Genomic DNA, 19,798 nt, shown 5'->3' on the forward strand with positions numbered 1-19,798 from the left:
ACTATACATAACGGGAGGCCCATCACGTGGAGTTGAAAGAGTATCTCAGCATTTTGGCCAAGCGCAAGTGGCTCATCGCCGCGATCGTCCTGCTGGCCTGCGTCGCGACCGGAATCAAAAGCTTCATGTATACGACGCCGATCTACCAGGCTTCGGCCAAGCTCATCGTCAACCAAGCATTCGATTTTCAGGGAACGTCGATGCTGGATCTAAGTACGATGCAGACCAATATTACCGTCATCAATTCCTACAAAGAAATTATACAGTCTTACGCGATCCTGAACAAAGTATCGACCAACTTCCCCGATCTGAAGATGAGCGCCGATGAGCTGCGCAGCGGCCTCAGCATCGGATCCTCTGCGGAATCCCAGGTCATGGACCTGAGCTTCGTCAGCACCTCCTACCCTCAAGCGGCCAAGGCGGTCAACGCGATCGCAGAAACGTTCCGCACGACCAACCCCGACATCATGAAAGTGGACAACGTCACGATTCTCAACAAAGCCGATGTCGAAGCGGCGGCATACAGCATCAACACCAGCCCGATCGTGCTGATCTTCATAGCCTTCGTCTTCTCATTCATGATTGCTGTCTCCATAGTAATTCTGCTCCACTATCTGGACGACACGATCAAGACGGAGCGAGATATCGAAAAAGAGCTTGAGCTGCCGATGCTGGCGCTCATCACCAAAATCGACAAGTACGGCACGCGCTCGAAAAAGCCGTCCGCATCCAAGCCTAAGCCTATAGGGGAGGGATCATATGCCACGCTCAACCAGTGAATCCAGCCTCGTCACCTATTACGATCCAAAATCGCCGATCTCGGAAGCGTATCGGACGCTGCGCACGAACATCCAGTTCTCCTCGTTCGATGAAGCGATCCGGGTCATCATGGTCGCCTCGGCCAATCCGGGCGAAGGCAAAAGCACGACGGCCTCCAACCTCGCGGTGACCTACGCCCAGGAAGGAAAAAAAGTGCTGCTGATCGATGCCGATCTGCGCAAGCCGTCCGTGTTCAAAGTGTTCCAGGTATCCAACCGCGTTGGATTATCGACGGTCGTATCCGGCCAATGCCGCGCCGCGGATGCGGTGCAGGAGACGCTCGTCGACAACCTGTTCGTTCTGCCGTCCGGTCCGGTGCCTCCGAATCCGTCCGAGCTGCTCGCTTCCCAGAGCATGAAGGCGACGCTGGAGCAGTTCAAGGCCGACTTCGATGTGATCGTCTTCGATACGCCGCCGGTGCTGGCCGTCACCGACTCGATCATCGTCTCCTCGCTCTGCCAAGGCGTGCTGCTCGTCGTGCATGCCGGCAAAGTGAAAAGCGAGCTGGTGCGCAAGGCGAAGTCCAGTCTGGAGCATGCGCACACCCGCATCCTAGGCGTCGTGCTCAACAACACGAAAAGCCGCAAAGGCGACAAGTACAACTACTACTATTACGGAGCGGAAGCGAAATAAGTTTTCGAGCCTGCTGAAGGAATCGTATAGGTAATGCCTACTGAACCTTTATCACTGTAGGCACTCGGCCATACTGTGGGTCCGTATGCGGACCTTAGACGCGAGTCGTCGATGGTATGGCGTGAGGCGGGGTTGAATGCCCCACTTTTACCCTTATGGAGAGGGTAAGCATCAAGAAATGCCATAAAAACGGGTTATGTTTCGACAGGGAAACGTAGCTCGTTTTTTTGGCATTTCTTCATGTTAGGGCTGAAGAGCCAGAGAGAAAAAGACAAGGATAGGTGATTGCATGAAAAAAGTGCGCAAGGCCATCATCCCGGCTGCCGGTCTCGGAACCCGATTCCTGCCGGCCACCAAGGCGATGCCCAAGGAGATGCTGCCGATCGTCGACAAGCCGACGATCCAGTACATCGTGGAAGAGGCGGTCCAGTCCGGCATCGAAGACATCATTATCGTGACGGGCAAAGGCAAGCGGGCGATCGAGGATCACTTCGACATCGCGTTCGAGCTAGAGCACAGCCTGATGGAGAAGGGCAAGCTCGGCTTGCTGAGCGAGGTGCAGAAATCGTCCAATGTGGACATTCATTACATAAGGCAAAAAGAAGCGAAGGGGCTGGGCCACGCGGTCTGGTGCGCCCGCAACTTCATCGGCGACGAGCCGTTCGCCGTACTTCTCGGCGACGACATCGTCCAGGCGGACGTTCCTTGCACGCGCCAGCTTATCGAGCAGTATCAAGACACGGGGCGCTCCGTCATCGGCGTCCAGACGGTCGGCATCGAGCAAACGGACCGCTACGGCATCGTCGATCCGATCGAGACGTTGGGACGGCTCGTACAGGTGAAGCGCTTCGTCGAAAAGCCGCCGCTGGGAGAAGCGCCTTCCAATCTGGCCATCATGGGGCGATATGTGTTTACGCCGGAGATCTTCGACTATCTCGGCGAGCACAGCATTGGCGCCGGCGGGGAGATTCAGCTGACGGATGCCATTCAGAAGCTGAATGAGCGGCAAGGCGTCTACGCCTATGATTTTGAAGGCAAACGCTACGATGTCGGCGAGAAGCTCGGCTTCATCCTGACGACGATCGACTTCGCGCTCCGCAACGATGAGCTGAAGCACCCTCTCCTGACCGCACTCGAAGAAATGATCAAAGACCATACGAACCAATCCAATATGATCAAGCTGAGGTGACGATACGATGAGCCTGAACCCGAATGGCAAGGAAGCCGAAGCGGTGCTCGACTCGACCTCCTATTACTCTACTTATGCTGCAGAAGCCAAAAGAAGCCTCAGAGGCTACCTGATGATGAAACGAGCATTGGATATCATCGCGGCATCAATCGGACTGCTGCTGCTGCTGCCGGTTTTTATCGTGCTTGCGGTGCTGATCAAGCTGGAGGATCGCAACGGGCCTGTCTTTTTCTCTCAAGAAAGAGTGGGAAAGGGCGAGCGGGCCTTCCGCATGTATAAATTCCGCTCTATGGTCTCCAATGCGGAGGAGCTGCTGCCGCAGCTGCTCGCTCAGAATGAGATCGAAGGCGCCATGTTCAAGATGAAGGATGATCCGCGCATTACGAGGATCGGCCGTTTCATCCGCAAGACGAGCATCGATGAGCTGCCTCAGCTGTGGAACGTGGTCAGAGGCGACATGTCGCTGGTCGGGCCAAGGCCGCCGCTGCCCCGAGAGGTTGCGGAGTATACGCCATATGACAAGCAACGGCTTAAAGTGACGCCCGGCTGCACGGGGCTTTGGCAAGTGAGCGGACGTAGCAATTTGAGTTTTAAAGAAATGGTGGAACTGGACATCGAATATATCAACACGAGAAACTTATCGAAAGATATTTCCATTGTCCTCAAAACTATTAAAATAATATTTGCATCTTCTGATGCATACTAAAACAGGGGAATGAAATGTGGAAAACAAAAAAGTAATTGAAAGTAAAAGTATTATATCTTTCGTTATAATTTTTTTTCTCTTCAATATACCAAATGTAAAAATATTCAATCTTTCATTTGGCGAGATGAGTATAAATAGATTCTTGATTTTTATTATGTTTGTTGTTTATATTATACAATTTGTATTCGGAAAGAGGAAAATAAATATTTTATCGATTGATCTTGCTATTTGTGCTTTTGTTTTTCTCATAGCAATAAATCATGTAAGTATTGGTTGGCTTGGAAATACAATTTTACTCATTATTATTCCATTCCTTATCGGAAGATTTTTTATGGATGAAGTAAGTCCTAAATTCATTCGAACAACCATTATTATATCAGGATTATTTCAAGCAATGATTGTTCTATTTTCTTCATTTATTAGACCGATCAGGATAGAAATTGAGGGATTCAGACAAATAGAAAATAGTTCTAATGGATTGGCTAATGCTCTACTCGATGGAAGAGCCAGCGGTAGTATTGGTCATCCAGTTGTGTTAGGAGCATTATTGCTTATCTGTTTCATTTCTTGTTTTTATAATATTTTAAGACAAGAAAATCTCTTTTTAAGTACAGCAGCAGCTATTATTGTTGGAACATCTCTCACTTTAACATATTCACGTGGTTCGTGGTTAGCAGCAGCAATAGTATTAACTTTAATGGTTATATTGATTAAATCAAAAAAAGCTTTATTTAAATGGGTGACTGTAGTTCTATCAGTGTTCATTTTTTTGTTTTCTCCAGTTGGAAGTGATGTTGTTGGACGTTTTTCAGGCACGAGCTCTCAGGATTTTTCGGTTAGCCACCGTACTGAAATGTTTTCTTGGACATGGGAAAACATAAATAAAAGTTCTTATCATTTTATATTTGGTAATGGTTTTGGTGGATCATTAGAACTGCTTCAGAAAAACACGCCGAAAGATGGTTTCCCAGTAATCGATAATGTAATTCTCTCCAGCGTTGTAGATTTTGGGTTCATTGGAGTAATCACTCTATTTATTATCATACTCTTCTCTGTTATAAGGAATTTCAATAATAAAAATAGTTGGATTCATTATGTTGTAATAGCTATCCTGTTAAATGGTTTTACATTCGATATATTTTATTGGGAACAAATTTCAATAATTTCATTTTTACTTCTTGGATTCTCCTATCATAAAGTAAGCTATGTTTCGAAGCAAACTAGCTATAAGGAAGTGAATGTATAAGTGAAGATAGCAATTATACACGATTGGCTTGTGACCTATGCAGGAGCTGAAAAAGTTTTAGAACAACTTTTGATTTTATTTCCTGAAGCTAGTTTATATAGTACGGTTAATTTTTTGGAGAATGATGATTCATTTCTAAATGGAAGAAAAGTCAACACGACGTTCATTCAAAAGCTACCTTTTGCAAAAAAAAAATACAGAAACTATCTTGCTTTAATGCCACTGGCTATAGAACAACTGGACTTATCGGAATATGACTTAATTATCTCAAGTTCTTATGCCGTTTCTAAAGGTGTTATAACAGGACCTGATCAATTGCATATATCTTACGTTCATTCTCCGATACGTTACGCTTGGGATTTACAACATCAGTATTTAAGAGAAAGCGGCTATTATGAAGGGGTCAAATCTTTGTTTGTTAAATATCTTCTCCATAAGATTAGGCTTTGGGACAACAGAACAGCGAACGGAGTAGATCATTTTATTACGAACTCGAAGTTTATTTCACGCAGGGTAAAAAAGGTTTATAACAGAAATTCAGTAGTCATATATCCTCCTGTGAATATAAAGGAGTTCGAATTTAATGAAGTGAAAAAAGATTTTTATATGACTGCTTCCAGAATGGTGCCGTATAAAAGAATTGATCTAATCGTTAAATCATTTGTTAATATGCCAGACAAAACACTTATAGTAATTGGGGATGGGCCTGAGTTTAAAAAAATTCAGCATTTGGCGAATGGACATTCAAATATTAAATTATTGGGTTATCAGTCCTTCACTGTTCTAAAGCAATACATGCAAGAAGCTAAAGCTTTTATCTTTGCTGCAGAAGAGGACTTTGGAATTACCCCAGTGGAAGCACAATCATGTGGAACTCCAGTGGTTGCATTTGGTAAAGGGGGAACAACAGAGACTATTATTGATGTGAAATATAAAAATCCAACTGGTATTTACTTTAATGAACAAAACGTTGAATCAATCGTAGAAGCTGTAACTAAGTTTGAGGATCAAATTGATCGTTTTGATCCTATAAATTGCAGAGTAAACGCAGAAAGATTTTCGGTAGAAAGATTCAGAAATGAGATATACGATTTTGTAAAAGAGAAATACAAAGAGCATCAACTTAATATTGGAAAGTCTATTGAAAGTGAGATTCACTATGCAAGATAAAACGGCTATCATACTTTTAAATTGGAATAGTCTAGAGGATACAGTGGATTGCATTAATTCATTAAACAATATGGTTGATTGTTCTTATGATATTTTTTTGGTTGATAATTATTCGACTGATGGTTCTTGGGAGAAGATAAAAACTATTTATAAGGAAAGTCCAAACATTATGCTTTTATCTTCTGTTGCGAACCTGGGTTTTGCCGGGGGAAATAATATAGGAATTAGAGCAGCGATTGAGAGAAATTATTCTTATTATTGGTTGTTAAATGTTGACACAGAGGTACATCCTCTTGCATTGTCTAGACTTGTAATTTCAATTAAGAAAGACAGATCTATTGGAGTGGTTGGATCAAAAATACTGTACCATGGTACTAATAAAATTTGGTATGCGGGTGGGAAAGTCAACTTATTTACAGGTAAAGTATCTCACGTTGGAATGGGAGAAGAGGAAAACAAAGCAAACTATAACCTTGAATCAGAAACAGGATATATCACTGGTTGTAGTTTATTGGTTACTAAAGAGGTAATTGATGAAATAGGATTGATGAGAGAGGATTATTTTCTATATTATGAAGAAACAGATTGGAATATTAGAATTAAGAAAGCAGGATGGAAAACTATTTATTGTCCTGAATCTATAGTCTATCATAAGGTTTCTCAATCAACAGGAGGTGAAAAAAATCCTGCGGGTTTTGTTGCTTACTATACTATTCGAAATGCATTTGCATTAATTATATTTACTCAACCTTTCTATAAATATTTTTCGGCATTATGTTTTTTATTAATTAAATTTTTATACAAACTACTAATTGTTTATCTATTTAATTATAACAAAAAGAAAGAAAGAGTATGGTATATCTATCAAGGCTTAATACACGGATTCAAATTAAGAATGGGAAAGCATCCTATCTATAAGAATTAATAATTTGGGAAGTGATAGATTTGGCAAATAATAATTTGTACGTTGTTCATGAATTTGGGGCACCACGTCATTTCGATTCTTTGCTTTTTTTTAATGAGAGATCTGGAAAATATAAAAAAATAATAATGATTGAGTTTGCTCTTTTGAAAAACTTCTATAAATCAGTTAAGAATTCAGATGTGAAACTTTTTGTGAGAACAGTTAGAAATTTGATTCTGCTATTAAATCTTCTAGTAACACCTAAAAAAGATCTCATTATTGGGGCAGCGCCATATCACCTTTCCATATACTATTTATACCTTTTAAAACTCAAACATAATGTCGTTTACTATTCTTCTTGGCCATTTTGGGATTATTCTCGTTATCCAAGAAAAATTCATCTTAAAAGCCAGCTTAGAGTCTGGGATAAGTTCCTTCATAATATAAAGACAGTTGCAGTTACTGAGGCAGTCCGTATTGGTTTAAACAAATATACTAAAAATGTGATGGTTATTCCTCATTGTATAAATCCTACTATTTTCAACGCTTCAAAGCGAGCGTTAAAGAACAAAAATCAACCTATTAAAATAATATATGTTGGAAGATTAGTACCGGAAAAAGGTATTAATCTACTCTTGAATTTGGCTGGAATACTGAATGATCAATATCCTGAATTATTAATAGAATGGGTGGTTATAGGCGACGGAGAGTTGAAAAGCGAGGTTATAGAATTCTCCAAACAAAATTTGAATTTTTCATATTTGGGCTCAATCAAAGATAATCGGTTACTTGCGAATATATATAATGATGCAGATATTCTTTTGCTTCCATCTGTGATCGGAGACGCTAAATGGGAAGAATTGTTTGGTATAGTGTTAATTGAAGCAATGGCTTGCGGTTGCGTTCCTATTGCGACAGCTTCAATTGGTCCGGCCCAAATTATTGATCAAAATAGATGTGGAATTCTTATACAGGATGCTGAAAATAAAAATGAATTTTTGGATGCAATTATTAGTCTGCTAAATGATGAAGGGAAAAGAGAAGGAATGGCTAAAGAGGCCATTAAAAAAGTTGAAGCTTTTTATACAGAAGAAATTAATTCGGAGCTTTGGAGTGAAGTCTTAACGGACTCTCTTATGATAGCCGATAATAAGGCTGCTCGGGTGATAGGATGAGTCTAAAGCAAGAGGGATTAAAAGGTAGTAAATGGACTTCTTTATCCACTATTAGTGTCTCGGTTATTCAAATTAGTCAACTAATTCTTCTTTCAAGAATTTTGAGCCCTACTGATTTTGGTATTATGGGAATAATTCAAATCGTTTTAGGATTCGCTATGATCTACAGCGATGCAGGAATATCAAATATACTGCTATCTAAAGAAAATCCCTCCAAGGAATTTATATCAACATTATTTATAGGGAATATATTTTTTGGATTTTTAGTAACTTTGGTTTTACTGGCGTTGAATCCTTTGATAGTTTCATTTTATCATGAAGAATCATTAAGAATGCCGTTGTTTCTCATTTCCTTTGTATTTTTAATCATTCCACTCGGGCAGCAATTCCAAGTTCTTTTTCAAAAGAACCTTCAATTTAATGTATTATCAAAGATTGAGATTTCAAGCAATTTCATTGGATTTATTCTTTCATTATCATTGGCTGTTATTCATCCGAATGTTTTAGCTTTAGTATTTGGACAAATAACCATATATACTATGAAAGCTGGTTTGCTTTTCTTTATTGGAAGCAAAAAATGGAGACATGGATTATATTTTTCATTCAATGAATTTAAACAAAGCTTTTCATTCGGTGCATTTCAAATGGGAGAAAAGACAGTTCATTTTTTTAGTACTAATTTAGACAAAATGATTATCGGGAAGTTATTCGGCACAGAAGTACTTGGATTATATAATTTAGCGTATCAAATTATAATCCTTCCTGTTTTAAAAATTAATCCCGTCATCACTAATATAGCTGTTTCATTATTTTCGAGGGTTTCAAATAATAAAGAAAAGTTAAAAAAGGGTTATTTATCTATTTTGGGTTACATATCTTTTATTAACTTTCCTATCTATTTTGGACTGGCATTGGTTTCGCCTTTAATAGTCCCTTTATTCTTAGGTGAAAAGTGGAGTGAATCGATTGAATTAATTCAAGTTCTTAGTATCATGGGGGCGATTCGTTCATTAATTAGTCCTAATACAACACTAACTGTCTCTCATGGGAGAGCAGATATTGGTTTTACTTGGACTATCGTGACTATGATAATCCTGATCCCATCTATAACTGTAGGTGCTTTTATAGGAGGGGCTGTAGCGATAAGTTGGGCGCTTGTTATTTCCCAAGTCATCTTGTTCTTTATAAATTACGGACTAATAATAAAAAGATTTATTAGCCTTACGCTTTACGAATATATCAGAGTTTTCTTTAAACCACTAATGATTTCGTTTGTGATGTTTTTAATTGGATATGGATTGTTGGAATATACCCTTCCCATTAATTATTTTGGGTTATTTTTTTTAATGTCAACCTGTATCTTGTTTTATTTTGTTTTTAATTCAATTCTTAATAAAGAGGTTTTTATGGATTTTTATTCTCTAGTCAAAAAAAATAAGAGGATAAAATTAAACACTTGAGGTGATAGGAAATGAAAGGAATCATTCTCGCTGGAGGAACCGGCTCCAGGCTGTACCCGTTGACCAAGGTGACGAACAAGCACTTGCTTCCAGTCGGGCAGTATCCGATGATCTACCATTCGATCTACAAACTTAAAGCGGCTGGAATCGACGACATCCTCATTGTCACGGGACGTGACCATATGGGCGATGTCGTTAATCTTTTAGGCAGCGGATATGAGTTCGGCGTGAGCTTCTCCTATAAAGTCCAGGATCAGGCCGGGGGCATCGCGCAAGCGCTTGGCCTGGCACGGAGCTTCATCGGTTATGATCCGATGGCGGTCATTCTGGGGGACAACGTTTTCCAGGACGATATGAAGCCATTTGTTGACAACTTCAAGAAACAAGGCAACGGAGCGAAGATTCTGCTGAAGGAAGTTCACGATCCGGAGCGGTACGGAGTAGCCGAGCTGAACGGCTCGCACATCGTTTCCATCGAGGAGAAGCCGAAGCAGCCGAAAAGCAGCATGGCGGTCACAGGCATTTATATGTACGACAACAATGTCTTTGACATCGTCAAGGAGCTGAAGCCGTCCGGTCGTGGAGAACTGGAAATCACCGACGTCAACAACGCTTATATCCAGCAAGGATTGCTGACGTACGATGTGCTGAGCGGCTGGTGGACCGATGCCGGCACGCATGAGTCTTGGGCCCATGCGAACGAGCTGGTCCGTCATGATGCGTTCGATCTGAACTTCGGGCGCAAGCTCACGACGGTATAAAGGAGCCGACCCATGAATCTCATCGAGACAAAGCTTCCCGGAGTCCTGATTGTAGAGACCGACGTGTTCGGCGACAATCGGGGCTTTTTCACGGAGAGCTACAATGAGCAGAAATTCCGGGAAGCCGGAATCGAGCATGCTTTCATCCAAGACAATCATTCCCTGTCTCAGGAAGCCGGCACGCTGCGCGGCCTGCACTATCAGCTCGCTCCCAAGGCACAGACCAAGCTGGTCCGATGCGTAAGCGGGGCTATCTATGATGTGGTCGTTGATCTGCGGCGGCAGTCGACGACGTTCGGCCAGTGGCAAGGCTTCATCTTGAGCGAGTCGAACAAGCGCCAGCTGCTCGTTCCGAAGGGCTTCGCCCATGGCTTTTGCACGCTCGCAGCCCATACACAGGTCATGTACAAGGTGGATGAATACTACTCCAAAGAGCATGACCGCGGCATCCGCTGGGATGATCCTGAGCTTGGCATTGACTGGCCGACGCAGCGTGTGGTCCTGTCCGACAAGGATCGCCAGCATCCCGGCCTGCAGGAAGCGGAACATCATTTTTGACCCCAAGGAGATGTAGAGAGATGAACCTACTGGTAACGGGTGGCGCCGGCTTCATCGGCAGCAACTTTATTCGGCATATGAAGGAAGAGCATCCGGAGTACACGATTGTGAACCTCGACAAGCTCACCTACGCGGGGAATCTGGATAATCTGAAGGATTTGGAGAACGACGCCAATTATCACTTCGTCAAAGGCGACATCTGCAACGAGGCGCTGGTTCGCCACCTCCTCCGTAATCACGCGATCGACGCGATCATCAACTTCGCCGCTGAGTCCCATGTGGATCGCAGCATCAGCGATCCCGGCATTTTCGTCACGACGAATATCTCGGGCACGCAGGTGCTGCTGGAGGCAGCCCGAGCCTACGGCATTCAAAAATACATCCAGATTTCGACGGATGAGGTGTACGGGTCTCTTGGGCCGACGGGCTGCTTCACCGAAGAGACTCCGCTTGCTCCGAACAGTCCGTATTCCTCCAGCAAGGCCGGAGCTGACCTGCTCGTTCGCGCCTACCATGAAACCTACGGCATGAACGTGAACATCACCCGCTGCTCGAACAACTACGGCCCTTACCATTTCCCGGAGAAGCTGATCCCGCTCATGATTACGCATGCGCTGGATGAACAGCCGCTCCCGGTCTATGGCGACGGGCTGAACGTGCGCGACTGGCTGCATGTGCGAGATCATGCGGCGGCGATCGATCTGGTGCTCCATCAAGGCAAGCCCGGCGAAGTCTACAACATCGGCGGGCATAACGAGCGCACCAACATCCAGATTGTCGAGCTGATCCTGGAGCGTCTCGGCAAATCCAAGGAGCTGATCCGCTATGTGGAGGATCGCCTGGGACATGACCGCCGCTACGCGATCGATCCGGCCAAGCTGGAGTCCGAGCTCGGCTGGCAGCCGAAGCATACGTTCGAGACCGGCATCGTCGAAACGATCGACTGGTATCTTGGAAACGAATCCTGGTGGCGGGACATCCAATCCGGCGAGTACCGGAACGCTTATGACAACCGCTTCAGGCAGCCGGTCCATGGATAAGCGGAAGGTCATCGTAACCGGGGCAGGAGGCCAGCTCGGCCGAGATCTGGTTTCTTTGCTGAATGAAGAAGGATGCGAGACGTTTGGGCTGACCCGCTCCGAGCTGGACTTTTCGAAGCGGGAAGAGGTGGACCGGATCGTGTCCCTCTTGAAGCCGGACATCATCATCCATAGCGGAGCTTATACCAAAGTCGATCAAGCCGAATCGGAGCCCGACGTCGCGCACCAGGCAAACGGGAATGGCGCGGGCTACATCGCGGCAGCGGCGGAACGCATCGGCGCGAAGCTGGCCTACGTGAGCACCGATTACGTGTTCGACGGCACCGCCTCCCGGCCGATCCCCGAATCCGCCGCGACAAATCCGGTCAACGTCTATGGAGCTTCCAAGCTGAATGGCGAGGAGCAGTCACAGGCTCATGCCAGCCGTTGCTTCATTGTCCGGACCTCATGGGTGTATGGACTTCATGGAGCCAACTTCGTCAAAACGATGCTCAATCTGGCTCGTCAGGGCAAGCCGCTCTCGGTCGTGGACGATCAAGTCGGCAGCCCGACGTTTACTCGGGATCTGGCCGCTTGCATCCTGCGGTTGATCGAGACGGATCGATACGGCATCTATCATGTCGCGAACTCAGGCGTCTGCTCGTGGCATGAATTCGCGCAAGCGATCTTCGAGGAAGCAGGGCTGAAGGTTGAGCTTAAGCCGGTGTCCAGCGAGCAGTTCGTCCGTCCGGCTCGGCGCCCGGCTTACTCGGTGCTTGAGCAGGGAGCGCTTAGAGAAAATGGATTTCCCGAGATGCGGCATTGGCGGGAAGGCCTGAAGGAATTTGTACGATTGGAATCCGAGGAGGTTGACCATGAAAACCGTTCTACTGTCGGGCGGCTCCGGTAAGCGTCTTTGGCCGCTGTCCAACGATCTCCGGTCGAAGCAGTTTCTGCCGCTGCTGAAGAGGGAGGACGGAGCGGCCGAGTCGATGGTCCAGCGAGTATGGCGGCAGCTGGAGCAAGCGGGACTGGCAAGCGGCAACTATATCGCGACCAGCCGCTCGCAGGTCGAGGTGCTGCAAAGCCAGCTCGGGCATGAGGTGCCGATCATCGTGGAGCCGGAACGAAGAGACACCTTCCCGGCGATCGCGCTCGCGGCGACCTATCTGTACTCGATTGCCGGAGTGCCCCTGGACGAGATCATCGCGATCATGCCGGTCGATCCGTATGTGGACGATGCCTTCTTCGATGTCGTCAAGTCGCTGGAGCCAGCGGTGGCCGCGTCGGATGCCGAGCTGGCGCTGATCGGAGTCGTGCCGGATCATCCCTCGGAAAGCTTCGGCTATATCGTCCCGACCGCCGCCTCCATGCCGCTCGGCCTTAGACAAGTGAATAGCTTCAAGGAAAAACCCCGAAGGGAAGAAGCGCTGGCTCTCATGGAGCTGGGGGCGCTTTGGAACTGCGGGGTTTTTGCGTTCCGGCTGGATCTCATGATCAACCTGCTCATCTCGATGAACCTGCCGATCCAGTACGACGAGATGGTGAAGCAGTACCGCAGGCTGCCCAAGAACAGCTTCGACTACGAGGTCGTGGAGAACTTGAAGCGGCTCGTCGTCACGCCGTACAGCGGCGTGTGGCGCGATCTCGGCACATGGAACATGCTGACGGGCGAGATGACGGAGACGGTCGTCGGCAAAGGCATCGTCACCGAGGACTGCCGCGATACGCATCTGATCAACGAGCTGGACATCCCGATCACGGTGATGGGCGTGTCAGGCCTCGTCGTCGCGGCCAGCCCCGACGGCATCCTTGTCTCGGAGAAGGCGGCCAGCTCCCGCATCAAGGACGTGAACGGCAGCCTCGAGCAGCGTCCGATGTTCGAGGAGCGCCGCTGGGGCTCGTACAAGGTCGTCGACTATGTGAAGTACGACGACGGGCGGGAGGTGCTGACGAAGCGGATCCGCATCGCGGCCGGCAAGAACCTCAGCTACCAGTACCACCAGCGGCGCAGCGAGGTATGGACGGTGACGTCCGGAGAAGGCGAGCTGATCCTGGACGGCAAGCAGCAGCGCCTGCTGCCGGGCGATGTCGTGCTCGTGCCGGCCGGCATGCTGCACAGCGTCCGCGCCGTCCGCGAGCTGGAGATCATCGAGGTGCAGAGCGGCCCGGAGCTGGTGGAGGAAGACATCGTGCGGCTCTGCCTGCACTGGGAAGACATTATGAGCTACGTGCAGCCTATCGGATAAGGAGCGGATAGAGAGATGAAACTTGCTGTGATCGGGACCGGCTATGTCGGTCTGGTGTCGGGAGTATGCTTCGCCGAGCTGGGCAACGACGTGATCTGCGTCGACAAGCTCGAGGACAAGATCGCCAAGCTGCAGGCGGGAGAGGTGCCGATCTACGAGCCGGGCCTGAAGGAGCTGATCGCCTCCAACGCGGCGGCGGGACGGCTCGCCTTCACGACGGACCTGCCGTCGGCGGTGAGGGCGGCGGATATCGTCATCCTGGCCGTGGGCACGCCGTCGCTGCCGAGCGGCGAAGCCAATCTGAGCTACATCAAGCAGGCGGCCAAGGAGATCGGCGAGTCGCTCGACGGCTACAAGATCATCGTGACGAAAAGCACGGTGCCGGTCGGCACGAACGAGAAGGTCGGCGCGATCGTCTCGGAGCATACGATCCATTCCTTCGACATCGCGTCGGTGCCGGAGTTCCTGCGCGAGGGCTCGGCGATCGCCGACACGCTGAATCCGGACCGGATCGTGATCGGGACGGACAGCGACATCGCGAGGGAGCGGCTGAGCGCCCTGCACCGCCCGCTGACGGACAACATCCTGCTGACGGACATCCGCAGCGCGGAGATGATCAAGTACGCCTCCAACGCGTTCCTCGCGACGAAGATCAGCTTCATCAACGAGATCGCCAACATCTGCGAGAAGGTCGGCGCGGACGTGACCCGCGTCGCCGAGGGCATGGGGCATGACCGGCGCATCGGCTCGTCGTTCCTCAAGGCCGGCATCGGCTACGGCGGCTCCTGCTTCCCCAAGGATACGGAGGCGCTCATCCAGATCGCCGGCCATGTGGACTATGAGTTCAAGCTGCTCAAGTCGGTCGTGGAGGTGAACCGCGATCAGCGGTTCGGCGTCATCCGCAAGCTGGAGGCGACGCTCGGCGAGCTCGCCGGCAAGACGGTCGCCGTCTGGGGCCTCGCGTTCAAGCCGGAGACGGACGACGTGCGGGACGCGCCGGCGTTCGAGATCATCCAGACGCTGGTCGACTCCGGCGTCCGGGTGCGCGCCTACGATCCGGTGGCGCAGGAAAACTTCAGCCGCCAGCTCGATCATCCTCGCGTGGACTACTGCGCCAGCGCGGAGGAGGCGGCGGCAGGCGCGGACGCCCTCTGCCTGCTGACGGAGTGGAAGGAGTTCCGCGAGTTCCCGCTCGCCCGGCTCGAGACGCTGCTGCGCCGTCCCGTGCTGATCGACGGCCGCAACCAGTTCACGGAGGAGGAGCTCGCCGGCACGTCGTTCGTCTATTACTCGGTCGGCCGTCCCAATCTGAGCAAGGGCGTCCGCGAGCAGAGCCCGGCTCTGCAATTCTAGCAAGTGGCGGCTGGCCGCCGGAAAGGAGGCGAGGATTCCCATTGAAGCCAAGCGAATCGATGCAGCTGCTGGACCGGATCTATGAGCGAGCCGAGAACGAGCGTTGGGAGGAGGAGAGCTGGAGGCGGGCCTGGGCGGATATCCGCGACTCCTTCACCGGCAGCCAGTTCTACCATCTCCTTCAGGAAAGGGGCTTGCTCCACGAAGCGCCAGCCTGGCTGCAGGCCGAGCTGAAGGCGGAGTCCGAGCGCATTCTGTTCCAGAACATGCTGATCCGCGCCGAGCAGAAGAAGCTGTTCCGCGCATTCGAGCAGGAGGGCATCCCGCTCGTCCCGCTCAAGGGCATCCGCATGGCGGAGCGCTTCTTCGGCCACTTCGCGGCGAGGCCGACGACGGATCTCGACGTGCTCGTCCGTCCCGAGGATCTGCAGCGCGCGTCGGCGCTGCTTCGGCGGCTCGGGTTCGAGGGTGGTGAAATCCCCTATGAAGATCATTTCCATTTACAGTTCAACAAGTTCTACGACAACCCGATGTTCCCGTTCCTGGCCGTGGAGCTGCACTGGAGCCTTCTCCGCTCGCACGGGCATGAGACGGACGTGGAGGCGCTGTGGAGCCGCACGGCTCCGCTGGGCGGCAGCCCGTGCCTGCGCGAGCTGAACGACGAGGACACGCTCTACCACGTCTGCCTGCATGCGTTCAACCATCATATGTCGTCGCTGAAGTACATCGTGGACATCGCGCAGGTGATCGACCGGACCTGGGATACGGTGTCCTACGAGTCGCTGCTCGCCAGGGCCCGCCGGGACGGCAATCTGGCGAAGCTGACGGCGGTGCTGTCGCTCGTCTACCGCCTCTGCCCGTCGCTGCAGTGGGTGAAGCCGCTCGACCGCCGGCGCCGCTGGCCGTTCTGGAGCGAGCGCCTCCTGCGCGAGGCCGGGCTCGGCATCAAAAGCCGGCGGTACTATCTGTTCCGCTTCGCCTCGATCTTCGTCACATACGACAAGCCGTCTGCGATGCTCCGCCATATCCAGTATCTGTTCCTGCCGCCCGCGGATTACGCGCGCTCCCAGTTCCGGGAGGACAAGGGCGGCTCTTTGCTGTCCCTGTACACCCGAATCTACCGGCTGCGGCTGAAGCATCTGCTCGGCAGAAGGCCGCGCGCCGGCGCGAAGGAGCTTGACACCCCATGAGCCTGATTCAGAAACGGGCGCTGATCGCCGTCCTGTCCATCCTGCTGGTGGCGGCGCTGTCGGTCGGCGGCTTCGCCTGGTATTTCTACAGCTCGATCAAAGGCACGGCCCACAAGGTCTACGAGCCGACGCAGCGGCCGGTCTACGTGAGCAAGGATCCTGCCGTCGAGGAAGAAGCGGTGCCGTCCGACAACCTGCCGTTCACGGTGCTTGTGATGGGCGTGGACGAGCGGCTGAACGACGTCGGACGCACCGACACGCTGATGCTGCTCGCGGTCAATCCGCAGAAGAGCGACGTGCTCATGCTGAGCATTCCGCGCGATACGCGCACGACGATCATCGGCCGCGATACGGAGGACAAGATCAACCACGCGTATGCCTTCGGCGGCGTGAACATGGCCGTGCAGACGGTGGAGAGCTTCCTCGACTATCCGGTGGACTACTACGTGAAGGTCAACATGGAAGGCTTCGAGAAGATCGTCGACCTGCTCGGCGGCGTCGAGGTGGACAATTCGTTCGCCTTTACGATCGACGGCCAGACGTACGAAAAAGGCAAGCTGAAGCTCACCGGCGAGCAGGCGCTGCTGTACTCGCGCATGCGCTACGACGATCCGCGGGGCGACTTCGGCCGGCAGAACCGCCAGCGCGACATCATCCAGCAGGTGATGAAAAACGCGCTCACGATCAGCAGCCTGACCAAGGCGAGCGGCATGCTCGAACAGATCGGCAGCAACGTGAAGACGGACATCTCGTTCGACACGATGAAGGACCTGCTGGTGAACTATCGGCCCAAGATCGAGAAGATCACGCAAAAAGAGGTCAGCGGCCAAGGCACGCGCATCGGCGGCATCTACTACTATATCGTCGATCGGGCAGAGCGGGACCGGCTCCACGCGATGATCAAGGAGCATCAGCAGCAAAGCAAGCCCGAGCTCCATTGACGGGCGGATCGCCCGAACCGGGCATGAAGGAGAGAGCGCCGCATGGCAAGCAAAAGCGTGGACGGGACCGCGAGCGGCTCCCGGAACCGGCCTGCGGCCGGACGCGGCACGGCGGCGGAATCGGCAGGCCGGATCGGAGCCGCCCCCGGCTCCGGGCGCGGGACCGTGCCGGCAGGACGGCGTCTTGCCACTTCGACAAGCGCGGCGATGCCGCCTCGCCGGAGCCGGACAAGAGCCCTTTTGTGGGGCTGCCTGCTGTCGTGGCTGCTGCTGATTTTCGTCTTTTCCAGCCAGTCGTATCAGACCCAGTCGATCAAGCCTGCGCTGGAGCGCAAGCTGGATGCGGAGACGGCGCAGAAGTGGCTGCCTCCGATGTCGTTCCATTATAACGGGCAGCTGTACATGCCCTCGTTCAACCCGTATGACGTCATCGAGTTCCTGTTCCGCAAAGCGGCCCATCTGTTCGTCTATGCCGTGCTGGCGGCTCTGGCCTGGGCGCTCGCCCGGCGGTACCGCGTGACGCCCGGCTTGTCGGCGTTCATCGCGCTGTCGCTGACGGCGCTGATCGCATGCCTGGACGAGTACAACCAGCAATTTTCCCTATCGCGTACCCCCAACCCCGAGGACGTGCTGATCGATTGGATCGGCGGCTGCCTCGGGGTGGTGCTTCTATACCTGGTCTCGAAGGCGTTCCGCAGGTCTAACCGCTCGTCCCGGCTCATATCCTAAGGCACGTTATGGGACGAGGAGGGAGCGGATGTTCCGGAGAAAGAGAAGGCTGCCGATCGGCGGACTGCTGCTTGCGGCTTGCTTGGCCGCGCTGCTGTGGCTGACGGTGCGCTCTGCTGCGGGATGGCTCGGAGGCGGCGTCGATTCGGGGGGCGCCCGCGAAGTCGTGTCGGAATTCTACACGATGGAGCGGGAGGGCAACTTCGGAGGGTCCTGGGAACTGTTCCACTCTCAGATGAAGGAGCATTTCGCCAAGGACAGCTATATCCAGAAGCGAGCCCATGTGTTCATGCAGGACTTCGGCGTCGATACGTTCGGCTTCGAGCTCGGCGAGCTTGAGGAAGTCGGCGCTTGGCGGATGGGTGGGGACCAGCCTCAGCTGGAGGAGGTGTTCGCCGTGCCGGTCACGATGACGTATCTCAGCAGCTTCGGGGCGTTCGAGATCAGGCAGGACGTATTCGTCGCGCAGGAGTCCGGTGAATGGAAGGTCCTCTGGTCATATCAAGGGGAATCCGACAAGGAATAACCTTGACATGATACAAAATGTATCGTAAATTGAAGAAAGCGAGGTGGTTTCCATGAAGGCTTACAACCCGCCCAAAGTCATCATGCACGAACAGGTCGAATTCGGCACCGTAAACATCAGCAACAATTTCTTCTACCGCTGGTGCAAGCAGTTCAACTTCCGGCCGTTCATCTGCAGGCTGTTCTTTGGTTCTGGGAGCGTAGGCGGAGGACACGGCTTCAACGAGCCTTTCTCCGGCATCAAGGGAACGCCGAAGTGACGGCCAGTCCTGGCTGAAAACGAGGTGAAGCAGCGTGCTCAAGACCTATGCCGCACCAAGAGTGCTCGTCCATCAGGCGGTTGAATTCGGCACCGTCAATATCAGCAATAATTTCTTTTATCAGTGGTGCAAGTGCTACAACTTCAAACCGTTCATCTGCCGGCTGTTCTATGGCAACATCGGCCCGAGCGGCGGAGGAAAGGGCTTCTCGGCGCCGCTTGACCATCTGGAAGGCTGGACGCCGAAGAAGTAGCAGACTTAGCAGATCCGGATGAGGTGGGTGTCGATGAAGCCGTATTGCGCTCCTGCCGTGCTCGGCCATCAGTCGGTCGAGTTCGGCACGGTCAACATCAGCAACAATTTTTTCTACAAATGGTGCAAAAGCCAGAACTTCGCGCCGTTCATCTGCCGGCTGTTCTACGGGCCGGGCGGACCGGGAGGCCCATGCGGCTGCGGAACGAAGCCGCTCGGCTACCTGGACCGCTACGACGGCGCCAAGTAGGCGCCGTCGCAGGCGGACGAGCGTGGAGGCGTGCGGAGCGAGGTCGAAGCGTGCAAGCCCGCTGCAAGGCGTGCGGAGCGAGGTCGAAGCGTGCAGGCTCGCCGCAAGGCGTGCGGAGCGAGGTCGAAGCGTGCAGGCTCGCCGCAAGGCGTGCGGAGCGAGGTCGAAGCGTGCAGGCTCGCCGCAAGGCGAGCGGAGCGAGGTCGAAGCGTGCAGGCCCGCCGCAAGGCGAGCGGAGCGAGGTCGAAGCGTGCGGGATGGCGGGAAGCTGCCGCCGAGCAAGCGCAGGCAGACTCGAAGAGGGGAACGGGCCTATGGCCGTTCCCCTCTCTCGGGTCGGCGTTGCGGCGAATTGTCACATATGGGGTGATACAATATGTATCTTTATCGAGCAAAAGTAGGCCACCAT

The 19,798-nt window shown here is 51.3% G+C and carries 22 protein-coding genes; all 22 read left to right on the forward strand.

Annotation, left to right across the window (positions count from 1 at the left end):
• Window positions 1-26: 26 nt before the first annotated feature.
• The 22 genes from H582_RS0123230 to H582_RS0123310 all read left to right on the forward strand — a co-directional run bounded on the left by H582_RS0123230 (window position 27) and on the right by H582_RS0123310 (window position 19,389).
• Window positions 27-779 carry a YveK family protein gene (locus tag H582_RS0123230; protein WP_028600448.1) on the forward strand — a complete coding sequence of 251 codons (753 nt, stop codon included), beginning with the start codon at window positions 27-29 and terminating at the stop codon, window positions 777-779.
• Window positions 760-1,452 (forward strand): CpsD/CapB family tyrosine-protein kinase, encoded by a 693-nt coding sequence (locus H582_RS0123235; protein WP_028600449.1) that lies wholly within the window; start codon window positions 760-762, stop codon window positions 1,450-1,452. Before H582_RS0123230 ends, H582_RS0123235 begins: the two co-directional genes overlap by 20 nt.
• A 289-nt stretch (window positions 1,453-1,741) precedes the next feature.
• Complete coding sequence (galU, locus tag H582_RS0123240; RefSeq protein WP_028600450.1) at window positions 1,742-2,641, forward strand: UTP--glucose-1-phosphate uridylyltransferase GalU; 900 nt, start codon at window positions 1,742-1,744, stop codon at window positions 2,639-2,641.
• A gap of 7 nt (window positions 2,642-2,648) precedes the next feature.
• Window positions 2,649-3,347, forward strand: coding sequence for a sugar transferase (locus tag H582_RS0123245; RefSeq protein ID WP_028600451.1), 699 nt, complete (start codon window positions 2,649-2,651; stop codon window positions 3,345-3,347).
• 16 nt (window positions 3,348-3,363) lie between these two features.
• Window positions 3,364-4,593, forward strand: a complete 1,230-nt coding sequence (locus tag H582_RS31455) for an O-antigen ligase family protein (RefSeq protein WP_084137562.1) — start codon at window positions 3,364-3,366, stop codon at window positions 4,591-4,593.
• On the forward strand, window positions 4,594-5,763 hold the full coding sequence (locus tag H582_RS30540) for a glycosyltransferase family 4 protein (RefSeq protein ID WP_052333591.1): 1,170 nt from the start codon (window positions 4,594-4,596) through the stop codon (window positions 5,761-5,763).
• Window positions 5,753-6,688 carry a glycosyltransferase family 2 protein gene (locus tag H582_RS31460; protein ID WP_084137563.1) on the forward strand — a complete coding sequence of 312 codons (936 nt, stop codon included), beginning with the start codon at window positions 5,753-5,755 and terminating at the stop codon, window positions 6,686-6,688. The genes H582_RS30540 and H582_RS31460 overlap by 11 nt, the downstream gene beginning before the upstream one ends.
• 20 nt (window positions 6,689-6,708) lie before the next feature.
• Window positions 6,709-7,842 (forward strand): glycosyltransferase family 4 protein, encoded by a 1,134-nt coding sequence (locus tag H582_RS31465; RefSeq protein ID WP_127464510.1) that lies wholly within the window; start codon window positions 6,709-6,711, stop codon window positions 7,840-7,842.
• A complete protein-coding gene (locus H582_RS31470; RefSeq protein ID WP_084137565.1) occupies window positions 7,839-9,302 on the forward strand; it encodes an MOP flippase family protein in 1,464 nt (487 codons plus the stop codon). The genes H582_RS31465 and H582_RS31470 overlap by 4 nt, the downstream gene beginning before the upstream one ends.
• An 11-nt stretch (window positions 9,303-9,313) precedes the next feature.
• Window positions 9,314-10,063 carry a sugar phosphate nucleotidyltransferase gene (locus H582_RS0123250; protein WP_028600452.1) on the forward strand — a complete coding sequence of 250 codons (750 nt, stop codon included), beginning with the start codon at window positions 9,314-9,316 and terminating at the stop codon, window positions 10,061-10,063.
• A 12-nt stretch (window positions 10,064-10,075) separates the two neighbouring features.
• Window positions 10,076-10,621, forward strand: a complete 546-nt coding sequence (gene rfbC, locus H582_RS0123255) for a dTDP-4-dehydrorhamnose 3,5-epimerase (RefSeq protein ID WP_028600453.1) — start codon at window positions 10,076-10,078, stop codon at window positions 10,619-10,621.
• Between the two features lie 20 nt (window positions 10,622-10,641).
• The gene (rfbB, locus tag H582_RS0123260; protein WP_028600454.1) at window positions 10,642-11,661 is read left to right on the forward strand and encodes a dTDP-glucose 4,6-dehydratase; all 1,020 of its coding nucleotides are present in this window, start codon (window positions 10,642-10,644) and stop codon (window positions 11,659-11,661) included.
• Window positions 11,654-12,550 (forward strand): dTDP-4-dehydrorhamnose reductase, encoded by an 897-nt coding sequence (gene rfbD, locus H582_RS0123265; RefSeq protein ID WP_028600455.1) that lies wholly within the window; start codon window positions 11,654-11,656, stop codon window positions 12,548-12,550. Before rfbB ends, rfbD begins: the two co-directional genes overlap by 8 nt.
• Window positions 12,516-13,889: a sugar phosphate nucleotidyltransferase gene (locus H582_RS0123270; RefSeq protein ID WP_028600456.1), complete on the forward strand. Its 1,374-nt coding sequence runs from the start codon at window positions 12,516-12,518 to the stop codon at window positions 13,887-13,889. Before rfbD ends, H582_RS0123270 begins: the two co-directional genes overlap by 35 nt.
• Before the next feature lie 15 nt (window positions 13,890-13,904).
• A complete protein-coding gene (locus H582_RS0123275; protein WP_028600457.1) occupies window positions 13,905-15,242 on the forward strand; it encodes a UDP-glucose dehydrogenase family protein in 1,338 nt (445 codons plus the stop codon).
• A 41-nt stretch (window positions 15,243-15,283) separates the two neighbouring features.
• The gene (locus tag H582_RS29285; protein WP_052333592.1) at window positions 15,284-16,432 is read left to right on the forward strand and encodes a nucleotidyltransferase domain-containing protein; all 1,149 of its coding nucleotides are present in this window, start codon (window positions 15,284-15,286) and stop codon (window positions 16,430-16,432) included.
• On the forward strand, window positions 16,429-17,373 hold the full coding sequence (locus H582_RS0123285) for an LCP family glycopolymer transferase (RefSeq protein WP_028600458.1): 945 nt from the start codon (window positions 16,429-16,431) through the stop codon (window positions 17,371-17,373). The genes H582_RS29285 and H582_RS0123285 overlap by 4 nt, the downstream gene beginning before the upstream one ends.
• A 42-nt stretch (window positions 17,374-17,415) precedes the next feature.
• Window positions 17,416-18,102, forward strand: a complete 687-nt coding sequence (locus H582_RS0123290) for a VanZ family protein (protein ID WP_028600459.1) — start codon at window positions 17,416-17,418, stop codon at window positions 18,100-18,102.
• Between the two features lie 28 nt (window positions 18,103-18,130).
• A complete protein-coding gene (locus tag H582_RS0123295; RefSeq protein WP_028600460.1) occupies window positions 18,131-18,628 on the forward strand; it encodes a hypothetical protein in 498 nt (165 codons plus the stop codon).
• A gap of 52 nt (window positions 18,629-18,680) precedes the next feature.
• The gene (locus H582_RS0123300) at window positions 18,681-18,887 is read left to right on the forward strand and encodes a hypothetical protein (protein WP_028600461.1); all 207 of its coding nucleotides are present in this window, start codon (window positions 18,681-18,683) and stop codon (window positions 18,885-18,887) included.
• A gap of 34 nt (window positions 18,888-18,921) precedes the next feature.
• Window positions 18,922-19,140, forward strand: coding sequence for a hypothetical protein (locus H582_RS0123305; RefSeq protein ID WP_127464511.1), 219 nt, complete (start codon window positions 18,922-18,924; stop codon window positions 19,138-19,140).
• Between the two features lie 33 nt (window positions 19,141-19,173).
• Entirely contained in the window at window positions 19,174-19,389 is a 216-nt protein-coding gene (locus H582_RS0123310; RefSeq protein WP_028600463.1) for a hypothetical protein, read from the forward strand.
• The last annotated feature ends 409 nt before the right edge of the window (window positions 19,390-19,798 follow it).

This window comes from Paenibacillus pasadenensis DSM 19293 (genome assembly GCF_000422485.1).
GTDB classification, from domain to species: domain Bacteria; phylum Bacillota; class Bacilli; order Paenibacillales; family Paenibacillaceae; genus Paenibacillus_O; species Paenibacillus_O pasadenensis.

Bases quoted from the DNA above. Each gene is read 5' to 3' on its own strand.
- H582_RS0123235 (WP_028600449.1), top strand. From the start codon at position 760: ATGCCACGCTCAACCAGTGAATCCAGCCTCGTCACCTATTACGATCCA.
- galU (WP_028600450.1), top strand. From the start codon at position 1,742: ATGAAAAAAGTGCGCAAGGCCATCATCCCGGCTGCCGGTCTCGGAACC.
- H582_RS0123245 (WP_028600451.1), top strand. From the start codon at position 2,649: ATGAGCCTGAACCCGAATGGCAAGGAAGCCGAAGCGGTGCTCGACTCG.
- H582_RS31460 (WP_084137563.1), top strand. From the start codon at position 5,753: ATGCAAGATAAAACGGCTATCATACTTTTAAATTGGAATAGTCTAGAG.
- H582_RS31470 (WP_084137565.1), top strand. From the start codon at position 7,839: ATGAGTCTAAAGCAAGAGGGATTAAAAGGTAGTAAATGGACTTCTTTA.
- H582_RS0123250 (WP_028600452.1), top strand. From the start codon at position 9,314: ATGAAAGGAATCATTCTCGCTGGAGGAACCGGCTCCAGGCTGTACCCG.
- rfbC (WP_028600453.1), top strand. From the start codon at position 10,076: ATGAATCTCATCGAGACAAAGCTTCCCGGAGTCCTGATTGTAGAGACC.
- rfbB (WP_028600454.1), top strand. From the start codon at position 10,642: ATGAACCTACTGGTAACGGGTGGCGCCGGCTTCATCGGCAGCAACTTT.
- rfbD (WP_028600455.1), top strand. From the start codon at position 11,654: ATGGATAAGCGGAAGGTCATCGTAACCGGGGCAGGAGGCCAGCTCGGC.
- H582_RS0123270 (WP_028600456.1), top strand. From the start codon at position 12,516: ATGAAAACCGTTCTACTGTCGGGCGGCTCCGGTAAGCGTCTTTGGCCG.
- H582_RS0123275 (WP_028600457.1), top strand. From the start codon at position 13,905: ATGAAACTTGCTGTGATCGGGACCGGCTATGTCGGTCTGGTGTCGGGA.
- H582_RS0123285 (WP_028600458.1), top strand. From the start codon at position 16,429: ATGAGCCTGATTCAGAAACGGGCGCTGATCGCCGTCCTGTCCATCCTG.
- H582_RS0123290 (WP_028600459.1), top strand. From the start codon at position 17,416: ATGGCAAGCAAAAGCGTGGACGGGACCGCGAGCGGCTCCCGGAACCGG.
- H582_RS0123295 (WP_028600460.1), top strand. From the start codon at position 18,131: ATGTTCCGGAGAAAGAGAAGGCTGCCGATCGGCGGACTGCTGCTTGCG.
- H582_RS0123300 (WP_028600461.1), top strand. From the start codon at position 18,681: ATGAAGGCTTACAACCCGCCCAAAGTCATCATGCACGAACAGGTCGAA.
- H582_RS0123310 (WP_028600463.1), top strand. From the start codon at position 19,174: ATGAAGCCGTATTGCGCTCCTGCCGTGCTCGGCCATCAGTCGGTCGAG.